19 protein-coding genes, 1 tRNA gene and 1 riboswitch are annotated in these 16,983 nt (G+C 40.1%); of the genes, 9 read left to right on the top strand and 11 right to left on the bottom strand.

Features of this window, described 5'->3' with window-relative positions; genetic code table 11:
• The first annotated feature begins 93 nt into the window (after nt 1–93).
• The 3 genes from ACPUEN_RS11185 (at nt 94) to ACPUEN_RS11175 (ending at nt 2,488) form a co-directional block, all read left to right on the top strand.
• Nucleotides 94–1,083, top strand: coding sequence for an isoaspartyl peptidase/L-asparaginase family protein (locus tag ACPUEN_RS11185; RefSeq protein ID WP_425635959.1), 990 nt, complete (start codon nt 94–96; stop codon nt 1,081–1,083).
• Nucleotides 1,080–1,823, top strand: coding sequence for a copper homeostasis protein CutC (locus ACPUEN_RS11180; RefSeq protein WP_425635958.1), 744 nt, complete (start codon nt 1,080–1,082; stop codon nt 1,821–1,823). Before ACPUEN_RS11185 ends, ACPUEN_RS11180 begins: the two co-directional genes overlap by 4 nt.
• Before the next feature lie 203 nt (nt 1,824–2,026).
• A complete protein-coding gene (locus tag ACPUEN_RS11175; RefSeq protein ID WP_425635957.1) occupies nt 2,027–2,488 on the top strand; it encodes a CBS domain-containing protein in 462 nt (153 codons plus the stop codon).
• Between the two features lie 332 nt (nt 2,489–2,820).
• Here the strand turns inward: ACPUEN_RS11175 and ACPUEN_RS11170 are convergent, their stop codons facing one another.
• The 4 genes from ACPUEN_RS11170 to ACPUEN_RS11155 form a co-directional block, all read right to left on the bottom strand.
• On the bottom strand, nt 2,821–3,993 hold the full coding sequence (locus tag ACPUEN_RS11170) for a trans-sulfuration enzyme family protein (RefSeq protein ID WP_425635956.1): 1,173 nt from the start codon (nt 3,991–3,993) through the stop codon (nt 2,821–2,823).
• 102 nt (nt 3,994–4,095) lie between these two features.
• Nucleotides 4,096–4,198, bottom strand: a riboswitch (SAM riboswitch).
• A gap of 59 nt (nt 4,199–4,257) precedes the next feature.
• The gene (gene pth / locus ACPUEN_RS11165) at nt 4,258–4,818 is read right to left on the bottom strand and encodes an aminoacyl-tRNA hydrolase (protein WP_425635955.1); all 561 of its coding nucleotides are present in this window, start codon (nt 4,816–4,818) and stop codon (nt 4,258–4,260) included.
• 80 nt (nt 4,819–4,898) lie between these two features.
• Entirely contained in the window at nt 4,899–5,477 is a 579-nt protein-coding gene (locus ACPUEN_RS11160; RefSeq protein ID WP_111610705.1) for a 50S ribosomal protein L25/general stress protein Ctc, read from the bottom strand.
• Nucleotides 5,478–5,501: 24 nt separating this feature from the next.
• Nucleotides 5,502–6,428, bottom strand: coding sequence for a ribose-phosphate pyrophosphokinase (locus ACPUEN_RS11155; RefSeq protein WP_111610706.1), 927 nt, complete (start codon nt 6,426–6,428; stop codon nt 5,502–5,504).
• A gap of 389 nt (nt 6,429–6,817) precedes the next feature.
• Between ACPUEN_RS11155 and ACPUEN_RS11150 the strand changes: the two genes are divergently transcribed.
• The 3 genes from ACPUEN_RS11150 (at nt 6,818) to ACPUEN_RS11140 (ending at nt 11,584) form a co-directional block, all read left to right on the top strand.
• Nucleotides 6,818–9,514 (top strand): M14 family metallopeptidase, encoded by a 2,697-nt coding sequence (locus ACPUEN_RS11150; protein ID WP_425635954.1) that lies wholly within the window; start codon nt 6,818–6,820, stop codon nt 9,512–9,514.
• 162 nt (nt 9,515–9,676) lie between these two features.
• Nucleotides 9,677–10,393, top strand: a complete 717-nt coding sequence (locus ACPUEN_RS11145; RefSeq protein ID WP_425635953.1) for an EcsC family protein — start codon at nt 9,677–9,679, stop codon at nt 10,391–10,393.
• Between the two features lie 39 nt (nt 10,394–10,432).
• On the top strand, nt 10,433–11,584 hold the full coding sequence (locus tag ACPUEN_RS11140) for an aminotransferase class V-fold PLP-dependent enzyme (RefSeq protein ID WP_425635952.1): 1,152 nt from the start codon (nt 10,433–10,435) through the stop codon (nt 11,582–11,584).
• 67 nt (nt 11,585–11,651) lie between these two features.
• On the opposite strand, the gene ACPUEN_RS11135 is transcribed toward ACPUEN_RS11140, so the two are convergent.
• Nucleotides 11,652–11,724 (bottom strand) — tRNA-Gln (locus tag ACPUEN_RS11135).
• A gap of 318 nt (nt 11,725–12,042) precedes the next feature.
• Between ACPUEN_RS11135 and ACPUEN_RS11130 the strand changes: the two genes are divergently transcribed.
• Nucleotides 12,043–12,285, top strand: a complete 243-nt coding sequence (locus ACPUEN_RS11130; protein WP_425635951.1) for a hypothetical protein — start codon at nt 12,043–12,045, stop codon at nt 12,283–12,285.
• A gap of 56 nt (nt 12,286–12,341) precedes the next feature.
• Here the strand turns inward: ACPUEN_RS11130 and rplI are convergent, their stop codons facing one another.
• From rplI to ACPUEN_RS11110, 4 genes are all read right to left on the bottom strand, one after another.
• Complete coding sequence (rplI, locus tag ACPUEN_RS11125; RefSeq protein ID WP_111610714.1) at nt 12,342–12,785, bottom strand: 50S ribosomal protein L9; 444 nt, start codon at nt 12,783–12,785, stop codon at nt 12,342–12,344.
• Between the two features lie 27 nt (nt 12,786–12,812).
• Entirely contained in the window at nt 12,813–13,064 is a 252-nt protein-coding gene (rpsR, locus tag ACPUEN_RS11120) for a 30S ribosomal protein S18 (RefSeq protein WP_057937597.1), read from the bottom strand.
• On the bottom strand, nt 13,061–13,432 hold the full coding sequence (rpsF, locus tag ACPUEN_RS11115) for a 30S ribosomal protein S6 (RefSeq protein WP_091695017.1): 372 nt from the start codon (nt 13,430–13,432) through the stop codon (nt 13,061–13,063). The genes rpsR and rpsF overlap by 4 nt, the downstream gene beginning before the upstream one ends.
• A gap of 128 nt (nt 13,433–13,560) precedes the next feature.
• The gene (locus ACPUEN_RS11110) at nt 13,561–14,490 is read right to left on the bottom strand and encodes a hypothetical protein (RefSeq protein WP_425635950.1); all 930 of its coding nucleotides are present in this window, start codon (nt 14,488–14,490) and stop codon (nt 13,561–13,563) included.
• Nucleotides 14,491–14,507: 17 nt separating this feature from the next.
• On the opposite strand from ACPUEN_RS11110, the gene ACPUEN_RS11105 reads away from it, so the two are divergent.
• Nucleotides 14,508–15,110 carry a methyltransferase domain-containing protein gene (locus ACPUEN_RS11105; protein ID WP_425635949.1) on the top strand — a complete coding sequence of 201 codons (603 nt, stop codon included), beginning with the start codon at nt 14,508–14,510 and terminating at the stop codon, nt 15,108–15,110.
• On the opposite strand, the gene ACPUEN_RS11100 is transcribed toward ACPUEN_RS11105, so the two are convergent.
• Both ACPUEN_RS11100 and apaG read right to left on the bottom strand, forming a co-directional pair.
• Entirely contained in the window at nt 15,087–15,866 is a 780-nt protein-coding gene (locus ACPUEN_RS11100; protein WP_425635948.1) for a class I SAM-dependent methyltransferase, read from the bottom strand. The two genes, ACPUEN_RS11105 and ACPUEN_RS11100, sit on opposite strands and share 24 nt — an antisense overlap.
• A 1-nt stretch (nt 15,867) precedes the next feature.
• On the bottom strand, nt 15,868–16,254 hold the full coding sequence (gene apaG / locus ACPUEN_RS11095) for a Co2+/Mg2+ efflux protein ApaG (protein WP_111610718.1): 387 nt from the start codon (nt 16,252–16,254) through the stop codon (nt 15,868–15,870).
• Nucleotides 16,255–16,316: 62 nt separating this feature from the next.
• On the opposite strand from apaG, the gene ung reads away from it, so the two are divergent.
• Nucleotides 16,317–16,979: a uracil-DNA glycosylase gene (gene ung, locus ACPUEN_RS11090; protein WP_425635947.1), complete on the top strand. Its 663-nt coding sequence runs from the start codon at nt 16,317–16,319 to the stop codon at nt 16,977–16,979.
• Nucleotides 16,980–16,983 lie beyond the last annotated feature (4 nt).

Below are 16,983 nucleotides of genomic sequence, written 5' to 3'. Positions count from 1 at the left end.
AATTTCCATACTCGATTTCAAATGAAATTAAGGATGGTTAGCCTATTTAGCTTCAATTTTAATAATTTGAGGCCTGATTCAAAATTAACTCGAATGTCACAAAGAAGAAAATTTATCAAGCAATCCTTAATGGGTTCGGCTTTATTTATACCTGGAGTGTCTACCATCGCTGAAGCAAAAGCATCTTCAATTTTTAAAGGAGAAAAACCTCTCATTCTATCTACTTGGAATCACGGTTTACCGGCAAATGCTGCCGCTGTAGAAAAACTCAAAGCTGGAGGCAGTATCATTGATGCGGTTGAAACTGGCGTGAAAGACACCGAATTGGATTTGAGTAATCTTTCTGTGGGGCTTCAAGGCCTACCCGATCGAGAAGGGATTACTACCCTAGATGCTTCTATTATGTCAGGGGATGGGGCTTGTGGTGCTGTTGCTTTTGTGAGACAGGTGAAGCATCCCATTTCTTTGGCTAGAGTAGTGATGGAAAAAACACCTCATGTGATGATTGTAGGTGAAGGAGCCAAGCAACTGGCCATTGCGGAAGGATTTCCAATAGAAAAAGAGGAGCTGAGCCCAGGTGCAAAAAAAGCATATTTGAAATGGAAAGAAACTAGCCAATACAAACCAGTGATTAATATAGAAAATCACGATACGATTGGAATGATTGGAATGGATGAGAAGGGTAACTTGGCTGGAAGTTGCACTACAAGTGGACTTTCCTACAAAATGCATGGAAGAGTGGGCGATAGCCCAATTATCGGGGCTGGTTTGTTTGTAGATAATGAAGTAGGGGCTGCGACGGCCACAGGACTTGGTGAATCAATCATTCGAATTTGCGGGAGTTTCTTAATCGTAGAATTAATGCGTCAGGGTAGAACTCCTCAGGAAGCTTGTGAAGAAGCAGTGAAGCGTTTGATAGCCAAAAACAGCAAAGACATTAAAGATATTCAGGCCGGTTTCTTGGCTATGAATAAAGATGGAGAAGTCGGTGCTTATGCCGTTCACCCAGGTTTCAACTTTGCGCAAGCGACACTTCAAAATAATGTAATGATTGACTCAGGCTCTCATTTCAAAAAAGGATGAGTAAAATAATCTTAGAATCCCCAGTTTTCAATGTGGAGGCAGCCATGGATGCGGCTCTATTTGGCGTGGATAGATTGGAGCTTTGTGCCAATTTTCCAGAGGGAGGAGAGACACCAAGCACAGGGCTGCTTAAGTTTCTAAAAACAGAGATTGATCTACCAGTATTCGTAATGATTCGCCCAAGAGGCGGAGACTTTGCTTATTCTCAGAAGGAGTTGATGGTAATGAAGCGGGACATCGAGTTGCTAGGTGAGCAAGGAGCTGATGGTTTTGTTTTCGGTGTTTTGGATAATCAGGGGTTTGTGGACAAAGATTCTTGTGAGTCTTTGCTGCGTACTGCCTCTGGAAAACCCTGCACTTTTCATCGTGCTTTTGATGCTTCAGCGGATTACTTTGATTCTTTGGAGAAAATCATCTCTTGTGGATTTGACCGTATATTGACTTCAGGTGGGAAAAACTCTGTCACCGAGGGTTTAGAAACACTCAAGCAGTTGTTGGTAAAAGCACAAGATAGAATTAGCATCATGCCGGGTGGAGGAACTAAACCTCAGCATGTTATAGAACTGAAAAAAACTGGCTTTTTGCGAGAAATCCATGCGTCATGCAAAACTTGGAAAGCTTCATCGAATCAGTTTGTCAACCCGAATGTGTCATTTTCTGATGATCCAAAGTCTTTTACCCATCACTTGCGAATAGATCAGGAAGTAGTGAATGAGTTTTTGAATGTACTAGCAGAATAAGATTGAATTGCTAAGCTTTTTAATTAATGGGGAATAGAGTTGCTATGATTTAGTGACTCTATTCTCATTTAGGGTAGAAGTGTTAATTTTGAAAAATCTTTTTATTTAGAAATAAAGTACTGATTTATTATATTTTTTGAATTATAATTTTTACTTGTAGCGTATTATCGGTAATTTATTCTTTCATCCTTAATTTTTAAGCTATGGTAAAAAGTTTTCAGGGGGTTAGAATGGCTGAGCCTAAAAAAGCCCCAATTCCGCAAATTCTTGTCAAAGAGTGCATGAGTACTAAGTTGATTACTTTCAAACCTGATGATACTATTGATCAGGTGATGGAGGTGCTCACCAAGCGAAAAATATCTGGAGCGCCGGTTATTGATGCATCTGGAGCTCTAGTAGGAATCATTTCGGAGGTAGATTGTCTCAAAGAGATCATAAAAGGGAAATACACGAACACGCCAAAATTCCCTGCAAAAGTAAGTGAGCATATGTCTGTAGATGTGATGACGCTTTCGCCGGACTTATCGATTTTTGATGCTGCTTCGAAATTTTTGGAACATGGGTATCGACGTTTTCCAGTTATGAAAGATGGCCAGCTATTGGGACAAATCAGTCTCAGCGATGTGATCCGTATCTTTCCTACCCTGAAACAGACTACCTGGTAAAATAGTATATTGGTTAAAGTGTAAATGCCCCCAAAAGTCTCAAAACTTGAGGGGGCATTTTTATTGGTTAATTAGCCACAAAGATCACAAAGTTTTTCGTAGAGAACGCAGCTTTAAGAGTTTTGATAATTGTCTGCCTGAGCGAAGTCTAATCCTCATTTGGAGCTTATTTGTTAGTCAAGAGATTTTCAGATTTGATTCAAAATTGCTTTGGTTTTCAATATACAAGTACAACCCTTTCGACTTTCCGCCACGACGGCCAAGCAGCTCAGGATGAAAATGCTGATTACTGATCACTGCGACTGAAAAACTGGACATTCTTCAATTCATACTCATTTCGAACCCTCAATAGCTTTTTCCACATCTTGTATGATGTCTTCATAATGCTCTAGACCCACTGAGAGTCTGACCAATCCATCTGATATACCTACCTGAGCTCTTTCTTCTACTGATAATTTGCTATGGGTAGTCGATGCAGGATGCGTAATGATGCTACGACTATCTCCAAGATTTGCAGTGATAGAAATCATCTGAAGCTTATCAATAAAGCGTTGTGCACGTTGAACGCCTCCTTTTAAATCCAATGTGATTACGCCGCCGCCTTGACTCATTTGTTTCTTAGCTACTTCATATTGAGGGTGTGATTTTAGGAATGGATATTTTACTCCTAACAATTCCGAATTTCCCTCGAAATACTCTGCTGTTTTGAGTGCATTGCTGCAATGTCTATCCATTCTCAATCCAAGAGTTTCCATGCTTTTGGCAAGAATCCAAGCATTGAATGGAGATATCGCAGGACCGGTATGTCTTGCGAAAAACTGTACCTCTTTCATCAAATCAGCCTTTCCCAAAATCAAACCTCCAAGTACTCTTCCCTGTCCATCGATGTATTTGGTAGCGCTGTGAGTCACGATATGAGCTCCCCATTTTGCTGGCTGTTGAAGGTAGGGAGAAGCAAAGCAGTTGTCCACCACCAAAATCAAATTGTGCGCTGCCGCAAATTTTCCAGCCCATTTAAGGTCAATAATTTCCAGTCCCGGATTGGAGGGAGTCTCTATGAACAGCATTTTGGTGTTTGGCAGCACTAACTTTTCCCAATTCAAATAATCAGAAATATCACCGTAAGTCGAAGTAATTCCCCATTTAGGAAATACTCGTGTCAACAGTTGGTGTGTTGATCCAAAAAGTGATCGGGCAGCTAGCACATGATCTCCTTGCTGAAGCAGTGCAGCGATACTTCCAAACATCGCAGCCATGCCAGAAGCTGTCGCAAAACCATCCTCAGTTCCTTCTGCAGCGCAGACTTTATCGATCAGATCACTGGAATTTGGATTAGCATACCTGGAATAGATATTACCTTCAATTTCATCTGCGAAAGTTGCTCTGGCTTCTTCAGCAGAATCAAATGTAAAGCTTGAAGTAAGGTAAATAGGAGCAGAGTGCTCTCTCTGGCTGGATTTGGAAGGGGAGATCCGTACAGAATTAGTTTCGAAGTGCTTACTCATTATTGATCAGTTTATATTTTGACATGACTAATCAAGCAGATTTGAGAAAATCAAACCCGGAGGCGGTTAAAGAACTAAAAGGGATTATTTGTGAAGTAAGCCAATCTATAGTTCCCGCTAAGGGTAGGATTTGGCACCGTTCTCCGTTTCGGGATGGTTGCCAGAGGGTCTTAGAGCCTAATCTCTCGCCTCTTCTTTATAAATCAGTTGCCTGAAGTGATGCAAAGAAAGAACGGGATTCGGGGAATTCCAAATCTTATCTCATCAATCGTTAAATTGGTTCATGGTGCGCTCTATTCCTATTGCACAAAAACTGAGAGTCATATCTATTGCTTTGTCCATCACAGTGGGTAGTTCAGCAAATTCATCTTGGGTAAATTTTCCCAAGACAAAATCGATTTGTCTGCCTTTTGGGAAGTCGTCCCCAATGCCCATCCTTAATCTTGGATAATTTTGACCACCCGTAAGTTCCTCGATGTTTTTCAGGCCATTATGCCCTGCCGCACTTCCTTTTGGTTTCATGCGAAGTTTCGCAAAAGGAATTGCGACATCATCTACAATTACTAGCGTGTTTTCTTTCGGGATTTGTAGTTCTTTCAACCAATAATTCATCGCCTTGCCACTTAGGTTCATGTAAGTGGTGGGTTTGATCATGTGAATCGATCGGCCTTTATGCTTGAATTCTGTTTTAAAGGCTAGTCTATCGCTTTTCCAAGCGCATTCCTTTGCGTCAGCAAGCCTGTCCACCGTTAAGAACCCAATGTTGTGTCGAGTCAATTCGTATTCCGGGCCAATGTTTCCCAGACCTATGATGAGGTATTTCATTTTACGGTAATAATATTGCCTTGAAAATAAAAAATCCTGCCCAGTTGTGGGCAGGATTTTGAGTGATTACGAAAAAGGAATTATTCCTCTCCGCCTTTCTTGCCTCTAAGTGCTCTTGGAATACCAATAGTCACGATAGAAACGTTAGGGCTTGTCAGGATTTCAAAGCCTTCTACACTTAAGTCTTCAACTTTGAATGATTTACCTAAATCAAGATTAGAAATATCAACAGGGATAGTGTCAGGAAAATCTTTTGCAAGACCTTTCACCTTCAATACTCTAGTTTTCAATTCTAATTTACCACCTTTAGCAAGTCCTGGGGAGCTTCCTGATACTTTAACAGGGATCTCAAACTTAATCGGCTTGTCTTCTGCATAAGCTACGAAGTCAGCGTGAAGAAGTGCCTCACTTACTGGGTGAAACTGTGCGTCTTTCAGTACGGCTTTGATGATAGTTCCTTCGATGTTCAATGCTACCATGTGAACTTCAGGAGTGTAAATCAATTCTCTGAAAAGGATGATAGGAGAGTAGAAGTGAATCTGCTCTTTGATACCAGGTCCGTAAACCACGCAGGGAACATTACCTGATTCTCTCAATTCAGAAAGACTGGCGCTGTCGAGATTTGCTCTTTTAAACCCTATAATCTCTAGATTTTTCATATTGTACTTGTATTAAATTGGTTCTTAAATGAACAAAGAACTGATAGAAGTATTTCCAGTCACGGCGTGAATTGCCTTTGCGAATAGATCTGCCACTGTCAATACTCTGATTTTGGATGATTGTTGTTTTGGGAAAATGGTGTCCGTGATGACCAATTCTTCCAATACTGAGTTTTCGATGTTTTCGTAGGCTTTTCCAGAAAGTACGCCATGTGTTGCAATGGCTCTTACTGAATTAGCTCCTTTCTCCATGACCATTTCGGCGGCTTTGCAGAGCGTGCCTGCTGTATCTACCAAATCATCCACAAGAATAACATCCTTACCCTCTACATCTCCGATTACCTGCATAGAAGCAATCTCGTTGGCTCTTTTTCTGTGCTTGTCACAGACTACCATTTCTACTTCAAAATGCTTGGCATAAGCCCTGGCTCTGGCTACTCCTCCTACATCTGGTGATGCAAAAATCATGTCCGGTAACCGCAGCGAATTCAAATAGGGCACAAAAATAGCTGATCCATTCAAATGATCCAAAGGTATATCGAAAAAACCTTGAATTTGTCCGGCATGCAGATCACAGGTCATGATTCGATCTGCTCCTGCTGAAGTGATCATATTGGCAATTGCCTTAGCTGCAATACTCACACGAGGCCTGTCCTTCCTGTCTTGCCTGGCGTATCCGAAATATGGAATTACCGCGCATACTTTGTAAGCACTGGCTCTTTTGGCAGCATCTATCATCAGACAAAGCTCCAACAAGTTGTCACTTGGAGGTGTGGTACTTTGTACCAAAAAGACTGTACAACCTCTTATGGATTCATCAAAACTTGGTGATAATTCTCCATCACTGAATTTGGAGAGAGTGAGATCACCTAGCTTTTTGCCATAGTTTTTAGCGACTTTTAGTGCAAGTGATTGGCTGTTGGTGCCTGAAAAGATTTTAACCTCGGACATGGTTAGTTGTTTTTTTCGGGAAAGATGTGGAATGGAATTAAGATCAAAAGTAATAATTTTTGAATGGAAGGCTATGATACTTGTTGTTGATTCAGAATATTATGTTGATTTCTGAAACTATTAAGGATAAGCCTAGAATTTAGTTATGGTGGAAAAAGGAGTAGTAAGCACAACAAATTTTAGCCAGCGTGAACTTGCTCTCTAAACATAGTGGAATTAATATTCCTCACTATTTCTTGATGTTACATCACATCTGATTCTAGTCCTACTTATTGAGGCAATTTTCCAGTCCTGTAAAATTCTGATAAAAGAGGCCTACATTCAATGATGGCCTTTTTTTTCGTATTATTTTAGAAAGCTAATCCAGTAATTTATCAACCCATATGCTTATGAGATTAAAAACTACTCTAGTTATTCTGCTTATTTCCTTGACTTTAGGAGTATTTGCACAGAATGTTCCAACTCCTAAATCCCACTTTGGTTTTGACATTGGAGATGATTATAAACTTGCTGATTTCTCCCAGACAGAGGCTTATTTTCAGAAAGTAGCTGATGCCAGTGATCGTGTTCAAATGGTAGAAATCGGTAAGACAGAATACGGTAGATCTCAGCCTATGATGATCGTGACTGCACCGGCCAATTTTGCGAAGCTTGAACAATACAGAGAAATATCACAGACTCTTGCGCATGCAGAAATTACCAAGGAAGAGGCTCATAAGCTTTCTGTAGAAGGGAAACCGGTTATTTGGATTGATGGAGGACTGCACGCTAATGAGGTGGTTGGCCCACATCAGTTGATCGAAACACTCTATCAATTAGCTTCTAGGGATGACGCAGAGACATTGAAAATCTTAGATGATGTCATTATTCTACTTGTACATGCTAATCCTGACGGAATGGAAATCATGTCTGATTGGTACATGAGAAAAGATGATCCAAAAGAGCGCGATCAAAATATTCCAATTCTCTATCAGAAATATGTGGGGCATGATAATAACCGTGATTTCTACATGAACAACATGAGCGAAGCGGCTAATATGTCACTTCAGCAATACGTAGAGTGGATTCCTCAGGTAATTTATAATCACCATCAGACTGGTCCAGCAGGTACAGTCGTGGCTGGCCCTCCTTACCGAGATCCATTCAATCATGTGTTTGATCCGTTGATTATCACCAGTCTGGATGCTGTTGGTGCCGCGATGATCAATAGAATGCATCAGGAAGATCGTCCTGGCTACACCAGACTAGATGGCTCCGTATTTTCTACGTGGTGGAATGGTGGATTAAGAACTACCCCCTATTATCATAACATCATCGGAATCCTGACTGAAATCATCGGAAACCCCACACCTATGGAGATACCTTTGGTTCCAGAGCGTCTGATTCCAAATAACGGGACACCATACCCAGTAACTCCGCAGGAGTGGCATTTTAGACAGTCGATTGATTACTCGGTTTCATTGAATTACGCAATTTTTAATCACGCCGTCCGCCACGGAGACGAATTGCTTTTCAATATCTATTTGATGGGTAGGAAATCTATTGAAAAAGGCAGTCAAGATAACTGGACTATGTACCCAAAATATGCTCAAGCTGTGGAGGATGCATTCAATAAGGCACAGAAAAGCAATGGAGATGGAAATAGTAATAGATCAAGATTCCCTTCGCAGTTTTATGACTCCGTTTATACTGATCCCGCAAATAGAGATCCCCGCGGCTATATTCTTTCCGCAGATCAACCCGATTTCCCTACTGCGGTGAAGTTCATGAATGCGTTGATCAAGTCAGGTATTTTGGTAGAAAAAGCGACAGCGGACTTTACAGTGAATGGGAAAAGATATCCGGCAAATTCCTTTATCGTTAAAACAGCTCAGGCATTTCGACCACACGTGATTGATATGTTCGAGCCACAAGATCACCCAAATGATTTCCTTTATCCTGGTGGACCTCCAATCCGCCCGTATGATGCAGCTGGCTGGACCCTGGCTTTGCAAATGGGAGTGGAAGTAGATAAGTTATACGAAGGTTTTGATGGGCCTTTTGAAAGAATTCCATACGGGGAAATACAATCACCTCCAGCAAAAGCACTTGTGAGTGGATCTGGCTATTTGCTAGACGCCAGAAACAATAACAGTTACATGGCGGTGAATGATTTGCTTAAGGCAAAAGTAAAAGTATATAGAACTGCCGCTCCTGTAGATGGCTTGCCTACCGGCTCATTCTATGTCAGTGGAGGCAAAAAGGAATTGGAGGTTGCTGCCAAAGAATATGGAGTCTATCCTGTGCCTGCTTCCATGCCAAAAGGCGCTACGCAGATTCAGCCTGCACGAATTGCCTTGTATGATTATTATGGGGGGTCTATGCCTTCCGGTTGGGTACGATGGATGATGGAGCAATTCCATTTCGAATATCAACTGGTTTTTCCAGCGGAAATCAATGCCGGCGATTTGAAAGACAAGTATGATGTGATGCTATTTATCAGCTCAGGGATTCCTTCAGTTGGCTCCCGAGGATATGGCAGATCGCAGCCTAAGCCTGAAGAAATCGATGAGAAGTACCATCATATGCTTGGAAGTTTTACAGTGGAGGAATCAGTGCCTCAGATTAAGAAATTCATCGAGGAAGGTGGAGAGGTTATTTCTGTCGGATCCGCAACTGATTTGGCTTTTCATCTTGGTCTGCCTGTGGAAGATGCATTAGTGGAAATCGGAGCCGATGGAGAGGCTAGATCGCTCAGTGGAGAAAAGTACTACGTTCCAGGCTCAGTTCTGGAAATGCATGTAGATAATTCTGTGCCTATCAACTATGGCATGGGCGAAACTGCTTATATCATGTTCAATAGAAGTCCAGTGTTCAACCTTGCTCCAAATGCAGGAACTGTGGGAGTGAAGGCGATTGCGTGGTTTGGGGAAGATGAGCCGCTAAGAAGTGGTTGGGCTTGGGGACAGTCTTACCTGAAAAATGGAGTTACTGCATTCGAAGCTCAAATAGGAAAAGGTAAGTTCTATGCTTTTGGTCCAGAAATCACATTCAGAGCTCAATCACATGGTACATTTAAGATGCTGTTTAATGGGTTGTATAAATAACATTTAAATTCTGATTATTGAAAACCGCCTTGAAAGAGGCGGTTTTTTTGTGTTCTCAACTTTTTAAATTTCAAAATGTGTATTGGTATTCATCTTTCAAACTTGATTTCCGTTAGGTTAAAAAATGCTAGTTTAGAAACTCTAGCTTAAAACTGTTTAATAATGGACTCCTACTTACATTACACCCATGCCGAACTCTCGCTTTGGCAGCATCAACTCAAGAAAAAACCAGGTTTGGGAGGAAGGTTAACGCATGGAGTGCAGAATAAAATCAATAGCTGGATTCCCGATAAGGTGCATAAAGCGATCACCATGGCTATTGAGAATATGGTGAAAGCAGTGATTACCGGCTCGAGCTGGATCGTCCCTAAACCTAAAGAAACCTTGTCTTTCAAGCAGCGCGAATTCAAAGTTAGAAGTAGAATCAAGTGGTATAGAAACACAGCTTCTGTGGAAGGAGCAGTTACTGGAGCTGGTGGGATTCTGATGGGGTTCGCTGATTTCCCCGCTTTTCTGACCATCAAAATGAAAATGCTTTTTGATATCGCAGCACTTTATGGGTTTGATACCAAAGATTTCCATGAGCGCTTATTCTTACTCTATGTTTTTCAGTTAAGCTTTTCCAGTCAGCAAAGAAGAAATGATTTGATTGGCTTGATAGAGAACTGGGAAGAGTATCGAGAGACGCTTCCAAAGGACTTCAAAGAGTTCGACTGGAAGACTTTCCAATTGGATTATAGAGATTACATTGATCTTGCGAAACTGGCTCAGTTGATTCCTGTCGTGGGAGCAGGAGTGGGAGCTATCGCAAATTATCGTCTGACAGAGCACCTAGGCCGATATGCAATGAACGCTTATAGATTACGTGTGTTAGAGTGAAGTGAAGCTGTATTGTTACAACTTGGAACTTATAAACCTATGGATTCTCAGAAACACCTATTTAGTCTTGATCCTGATATTCATTACCTCAATTGCGGGTATAAAGGTCCGCTCATGAAGTCTGCTGAGCAAGCTGCTATTCAAGCGCTTATTCGGGAACGAAACCCGACAAACATTAGCCCGCAGGATTTTTTCTCCGGGGCAAGGGAAGTTAAGTCAAGCTTTGCGGAGCTAGTCAATTGCGATCCTTTTCAAGTAGCATTGATTCCTTCTACTTCCTACGGGTTTGCTACCGCACTTGGGAATATTTCCTGTGAACATGGTCAGCATGCGATCGTACTTGAAGATGAGTTTCCAAGCGGGTATTTTTCCCTTAAAACCTGGTGCGACAGAAATCAGGCGTTACTTAAAGTAGTCGGGCCAGATGCAGATGCTCCAACTCCAGGTGAAAGTTGGAATAAGAACTTACTGGCTAGCATCACTTCTGAGACTGCGGTGGTGCTCATGTCATCAGTCCATTGGATGAATGGGTTGAAGTTTGATCTCGAGAGTATTGGCCAGAAATGTAAAACCGTAGGAGCGATTTTCATTGTGGATGGCACTCAATCGACTGGAGCGGCTGAAATGGATGTCAAGCGATTTAAGATCGATGCATTGATCTGTGCAAGTTACAAATGGCTTTTTGGGCCTTATGGAATGGGGATTTCCTATTTCGGACATGCATTTGATGGAGGAAAGCCATTAGAGGAATCTTGGCTGAATCGTACCAATTCGCAGGATTTTGGTAACCTCACCAAATACGATCATGAGTACACAGAGGATTCAGGTAGATACAATGTAGGAGAGATGAGTAATTTCATTCTTTTGCCTATGCTAAATGCCTCGCTGAAGCAGATCAACGAATGGAAAGTGGCAGAAATAGAGAAGTACTGCCATGAGCTCACTGCACCGCTTTATAATTATCTCAAAAGTAGAAATGTGGTTCTTGAGGAGGAGCAATATACTTCTCATCACCTTTTTGGGTTAAAACTTCCAGAGGAATTCGACTCTGAGCTTTTGAAAAGCAACCTGCAAGCAAACAAAATCTCTGTTTCCAATCGTGGAGGGAATCTGAGAGTGTCGGTGAATGTATTTAATACCCCGGCTGATATTGAAAAGCTAATTCAGAGTTTGGAGGCTAGTTGGGTATGAACTTAATCCTTGAACAAATTATGGGTATAAAAAAAACCGCTGAAATCCAGCGGTTTTTTAGTTTCTGTTGGTCTACCAGGGCTCGAACCTGGACTCTTCTGAACCAAAATCAGACGTGTTGCCAGTTACACCATAGACCAGTTTTGGGTGAGATTCCGTTTGGGTTTCTCTTAAAGTGTCACAAAGGTAAAGTCTTGGTTCTTTTTTTCCAAGCTAGCCTCAAAACATTTTTCAGGTATTCAGTGTATTCCTCTTTAATCTGCTGAAAATAAAGGTGTTTTAATTTCATGAGACTCTTTTTTTTGATTTGAAAGCAGGGGGTAGCTATTTCCTTAATTAGAAAGAATACGCTATTAGATTGTGAAATTGTTAATAATGAGCAAGTTATATTGCTTATTTAGAAATGTTTATTCATTTTTGTCGAAATATTGAAAATAATGACTAAACCTCTATTCACTATGCAAGTTGAGAAATTAGAAAAAACAGTACCTGAAGTGGTACAGAAGTTAACAAAGTTGAAATCAGAAACTTTGGCAGCTGAGCTGTCTTGGTGCTGGGTAAGTTTCCAGAATGATAAAAACCCAGTAGGACTGATCGAAAAAGGTCAGGCTGCTCTTGAGTTATTCAAAGAAGCAAGAGAAAAGAATAGTAAGGCGGTTTCTAAGAAACTTGTCGAAAGCTTTGAAAAAGCATTGAATTAGGCATAAAAAAACCCCGAATTTTCGGGGTTTTTATTTTTATCAAATGTTAGGAGTAATTATTCTCCTGAAACGTTGAATTTAACGTTAGTTTTCACTTCTCTGTGAAGATCAACTTCCGCTTCGAATTCTCCAGCACCATCAACTGGTGTATTGATAGAGATTTTCTTTCTGTCGATGTCGATACCTTGAGCTGCTAATGCATCAGCAATCTGTAGCGTTGTTACCTTACCGAAGATTTTACCTGATTCACCGATTTTCGCTTTGATCTCTAAAGTAAGAGCCTCAAGTTTCTCAGCGATATTCTGAGCTTCAGTTTTAATCTTTTCTGCTTTGTGAGCAGCTTGCTTGATATTCTCAGCAAGAATTTTCTTGTTAGATCCAGTGGCAAGTACTGCGAAACCTTGAGGGATCAAGTAATTTCTTCCGTACCCTGGCTTTACAGCTACCAAGTCATTCTTATAGCCAAGACCTTTGATGTCTGTTTTTAGTATGATTTCCATTTGTAATGATCTTTTGTGATTGGACGATTATTTCAACCCATCGGTTACGAATGGCAACAAAGCCAAATGTCTTGCTTTCTTAATAGCCTGAGCTACTTTTCTCTGGAATTTCGCAGAGTTACCAGTAAGTCTTCTTGGAAGAATTTTACCTTGCTCATTGACAAACTTCAACAAGAAATTAGGGTCCTTGTAGTCGATGTACTTGATGCCGTGCTTTTTGAATCGGCAATACTTTTTTCTGATTTCGCCTCTATTGATTGGCTCGTTAACTAATGTCATTTGGTGGCTTCCTCCTTAGCTTCAACTTTTTTGTTAAACTCTCCTTTTCTTCTTCTTTCGGCATAAACAATTGAATGCTTATCCAAAACAGTAGTCAAGAATCTCATCACTTTCTCATCTCTTCTAAATTCTACTTCGAATTTGCGGATAAGCGTAGGATCGGCCTTGAATTCAACCATAACGTAGAAACCAGTAGTCTTTTTCTCAATGGTATAAGCCATTTTCTTAAGACCCCAATTTTCCACATTAATAACGTCTGCCCCCAGTTCTTTTAACAAGTTCACAAACTTGTCGACAGTATCCTTCATCTGAACATCAGATAAAACGGGAGTTAAAATGAATACCGTCTCGTAATTTCTTTGGAACATTTTTTTAATGTGTTTAAGGAATTTAATAAACAGGATGCAAAAGTAAGGAAATCCTGCTGTATTCCAAATGAATAGCTAACACAAAAGTAGGAGAAGATCAAAAAAAAGCCTCCCGAAGGAGGCTTTGATTACTTCACAGTGAAAGTCTTTGAGCCGACTTCGTAATTATCTACAAATATTTTGACCTGATGAGTTCCAGAAACATAATCAGAACCTTTCTCATAGAAAAATGTCAATTCCTGCTCTGTGTTATCAAATATCACATCTTGCTTTACAGTATAGAACTTCTCTGCTCCATTCATCATGAATGTACCAGAGCCTTTGGCTACATCAAAAATTGGCTGCTCGTTTGGCGCTAAAACCTGAACATAAATGTTTCTTGGGCCTTTTTCTGCTACTTTATTGTCCGCCAGATTGAAACTTACTTTGATCCGTTCGATTTGACGATTTCTGAAGTCTTTGGTAGTTTCTACTCTCTCTTTCCCTCGGGAATTTACGGCTGCAATTTCAATGTTTTCAGCTTTCAGCATAGACGCTACATTGACTTTAGCCTGTAGATCTTCTTTTTGAAGATTAAGTTGTGCGACTTCTTCTTCTATTTCAGCTTGGGTAGTTTTTAAATCTTGATTTTCAGTAAACAGCTGTTGATTCAAGGCACGCAATTCTAAGATTTCCTGATCCTTCTCAACGATCATAGAATTGTAGCTTTTTATTTTTTCATTTAAAGCTGTTATCTCTGAAGAGCTTCTTTGTCTTGACGTATTTCTTTCCGCGATCAATTGATCACGAACCTCCTCAAGTGCTTTTACATCACCTCCAAGTTTTTCAATTTCTTGAATTCTAAGATCCAACTGATAAGTAACAGAATCCAGTCGCTTGTTCAGGTCATTATTTTCTGTAGAAAGCAACAGGATTTCTTCTGTCTTTTTAGTTCTATCGATGTAATCCGTATATAGTTTGATGCCACTTATTATTACTAAGAGTATCAATACAATTATGATAATGTTTTTACCCTGATCTTTCTTTTCAGGTGTATTTTTTTCAAATTCAGTATTCATTAGAACAGGACTTTAGAATGGCTTTTTTAGACAAAGATTATTGGACTGAAAGGTACACTACAGGCAAGACTGGCTGGGATATTGGTTTTGCCTCTCCTCCTTTAATACAATATTTAGACCAAATTGAAAATAAGACCTTGCAAGTTTTGGTTCCGGGAGCTGGCTCGGGGTATGAGGTAGCTTATGCCAGAAAATTGGGCTTTAAAAATCTCCATATTTTAGATTTCTCCGAAGAAGCTTTGGTCAGGTTTAATGCCATTGATCCAGGGTTTCCAGCTACCCAAATTCATCACCAAGATTTTTTCGAACATCAAGGTTCCTATGATTTGATTTTGGAGCAAACGTTCTTTTGTGCACTTGATCCTTCCCTGAGAAACAATTATGCTTTAAAAATGAAGGAGCTACTTAAACCAAACGGAAAGCTAGTGGGAGTTTGGTTTAATCGGGAGTTTGACTTTGATGGGCCTCCGTTTGGAGGAAAGTCATCTGAATATCGAAGCCTTTTTGAACAATATTTTGATGTGATCATTTGTTCTCCCTGTTACAATTCCATTCCAGAGAGAGCGAGTTCGGAGGTGTTTATGATTTTGGGGAATTCAAAAATCCAGGATGTATTCTGATTTTTCTCCTGGGTATTCAAAGAACACAATTCCACATTCAAAGAAGTCCAAAGTAAGTCGAACTTCAGGTTTACGTTTAATTTCTTCCCAGGCCTTTTCCATTTCTGTTGACCAATGAATATCGCCTATGGCGATAATTGATTTTGGATGGGTTTTTTCTAAAATCTTTTCAAAGTAATGTAGAGTGCCTTCATAGGTATGCGTAGCATCTATCAGTGCAAAATCGACTTGAGCAAGATTACTCAAAGTGTAGGGAAGTGTATCCTTAAGCACACCAATTTGGAGGCTCAAATTATCATATCCTTGACTGGGAGTTGCTACTCTTGCTATCTCCTCTGAGCCCTCAAAGGAATACAAATTTCCTTTAGTGACTTTCGATAGGTATCTGCTTGTAATTCCCATGCATGTTCCTAGTTCTAAGACGTTGTCTGCAGGGGTAAGTGTGCAGAAGTACTGGTAGAGTTGGGCGAATTTTCGACTGCTTGTGCTGAATTTTGTGATATCTGCGACTTTTCTCAAAGTGGTATTTACACGCTTTGAGCCTGCTCCATAATCTGATACTTCAATTATATCATCTGTAGTTAGCAGACTTTTTCTAAAAGCTTCAATTTCTAGGTCTTCTTCTTTCCTGGAATGAATAAAATGATTCAGACCTTGATAGGTATTGAATAATAAAGGAGACTGAAGAGAATATTTATCTTCCTTCTTTAGCCAATAATTAAGATAGGAGAGAAGTGGGTAAACCTGATTCAGCAAATTAATTTTGGAAGTAACTGGCGATCATTTGAAATTCTGGAATAGTCACATCGAACTTAGTTCCATCAAAAAGTTTTTCCATGCTGTAAACTCCAGTCATCTTGCCCAAACCTGACTTCAAATTGCAACCTGAAACATAGCTGTGAGATTCTCCTGGTTCCAAAATTGGTTGCTGGCCAACTACACCTTCACCTTCAATAATTTTTTTTGTTTCTGCAGCATCAAAAATTTCCCATCTTCTGCGTAATAACTGAACAGTTTGGCTGCTTTTGTTTTCAATAGTTACTTTGTAAGTAAATACGAAATGGTGCTGATGTGGACTTGAGAATTCTGACTGGTAAGTGACTTCAACACTCACCTGGATTCCAGATGTAACTGCTATTACCATGTAAAGAATAATTTAAAAGTTTGTAAAGATATGATTTATAGTAATAATATCAATAAATACAGATGATGGTCAAAATAGAACCAAGTTGGTACAAGGCTTTGCGTAAAACATTTGAACAAAAATTTTTTACAGACTTAATTACTTTTGTCAAAGACGAGTATTCGAGCAGAAAGGTTTTTCCCCCGGGTAAAGAAATTTTCAATGCATTTGATCACTGCCCTTTGACTGCTGTTAAAGTAGTTGTGCTTGGGCAAGATCCTTACCATGGTCCTGGGCAAGCACATGGTTTATCGTTTTCTGTAAAAGCCGGCGTGCCATTTCCTCCTAGCCTGTTGAATATATTTAAGGAGATAGAAACTAACTTAGGCAAACCTTTACCTTCAAACGGTGATCTTACACGCTGGGCAGATCAAGGCGTTTTCCTATTAAATGCGACCTTGACGGTAAGAGCTCATGAAGCAGGTTCTCACCAGAAAAAAGGATGGGAGGAATTTACGGATGAGGTAATTCGGACGATAAGTAACGACCGTGAAAACGTCGTTTTTTTACTCTGGGGAGCTTATGCTCAAAAAAAATCAGTACTAATAGATTCAAAAAAACATCTAGTACTGAAAGCTCCACATCCAAGTCCACTATCTTCTTACAGAGGTTTTTTTGGATGTAAGCACTTTTCAAAAACCAATGAATACCTGATTGCAAATGGGAAAAAGCCAATAGAATGGTAAATGA

This window comes from Algoriphagus yeomjeoni, assembly GCF_049821175.1.
Taxonomy (GTDB): Bacteria; Bacteroidota; Bacteroidia; order Cytophagales; family Cyclobacteriaceae; genus Algoriphagus; species Algoriphagus yeomjeoni_A.
The sequence above is the reverse complement of the archived record's forward strand: the minus strand, read 5'-3'. Positions and strand labels throughout refer to the sequence as shown.

Coding starts and splice junctions, on each gene's coding strand:
- rpsR (WP_057937597.1), bottom strand. CDS start 13,064: ATGACATTAGTTAACGAGCCAATCAATAGAGGCGAAATCAGAAAAAAG.
- ung (WP_425635947.1), top strand. CDS start 16,317: ATGATGGTCAAAATAGAACCAAGTTGGTACAAGGCTTTGCGTAAAACA.
- ACPUEN_RS11140 (WP_425635952.1), top strand. CDS start 10,433: ATGGATTCTCAGAAACACCTATTTAGTCTTGATCCTGATATTCATTAC.
- ACPUEN_RS11130 (WP_425635951.1), top strand. CDS start 12,043: ATGCAAGTTGAGAAATTAGAAAAAACAGTACCTGAAGTGGTACAGAAG.
- ACPUEN_RS11155 (WP_111610706.1), bottom strand. CDS start 6,428: ATGTCCGAGGTTAAAATCTTTTCAGGCACCAACAGCCAATCACTTGCA.
- ACPUEN_RS11110 (WP_425635950.1), bottom strand. CDS start 14,490: ATGAATACTGAATTTGAAAAAAATACACCTGAAAAGAAAGATCAGGGT.
- ACPUEN_RS11160 (WP_111610705.1), bottom strand. CDS start 5,477: ATGAAAAATCTAGAGATTATAGGGTTTAAAAGAGCAAATCTCGACAGC.
- ACPUEN_RS11175 (WP_425635957.1), top strand. CDS start 2,027: ATGGTAAAAAGTTTTCAGGGGGTTAGAATGGCTGAGCCTAAAAAAGCC.
- ACPUEN_RS11105 (WP_425635949.1), top strand. CDS start 14,508: ATGGCTTTTTTAGACAAAGATTATTGGACTGAAAGGTACACTACAGGC.
- ACPUEN_RS11145 (WP_425635953.1), top strand. CDS start 9,677: ATGGACTCCTACTTACATTACACCCATGCCGAACTCTCGCTTTGGCAG.
- pth (WP_425635955.1), bottom strand. CDS start 4,818: ATGAAATACCTCATCATAGGTCTGGGAAACATTGGCCCGGAATACGAA.
- rplI (WP_111610714.1), bottom strand. CDS start 12,785: ATGGAAATCATACTAAAAACAGACATCAAAGGTCTTGGCTATAAGAAT.
- ACPUEN_RS11150 (WP_425635954.1), top strand. CDS start 6,818: ATGAGATTAAAAACTACTCTAGTTATTCTGCTTATTTCCTTGACTTTA.
- ACPUEN_RS11170 (WP_425635956.1), bottom strand. CDS start 3,993: ATGAGTAAGCACTTCGAAACTAATTCTGTACGGATCTCCCCTTCCAAA.
- rpsF (WP_091695017.1), bottom strand. CDS start 13,432: ATGTTCCAAAGAAATTACGAGACGGTATTCATTTTAACTCCCGTTTTA.
- ACPUEN_RS11180 (WP_425635958.1), top strand. CDS start 1,080: ATGAGTAAAATAATCTTAGAATCCCCAGTTTTCAATGTGGAGGCAGCC.
- apaG (WP_111610718.1), bottom strand. CDS start 16,254: ATGGTAATAGCAGTTACATCTGGAATCCAGGTGAGTGTTGAAGTCACT.
- ACPUEN_RS11185 (WP_425635959.1), top strand. CDS start 94: ATGTCACAAAGAAGAAAATTTATCAAGCAATCCTTAATGGGTTCGGCT.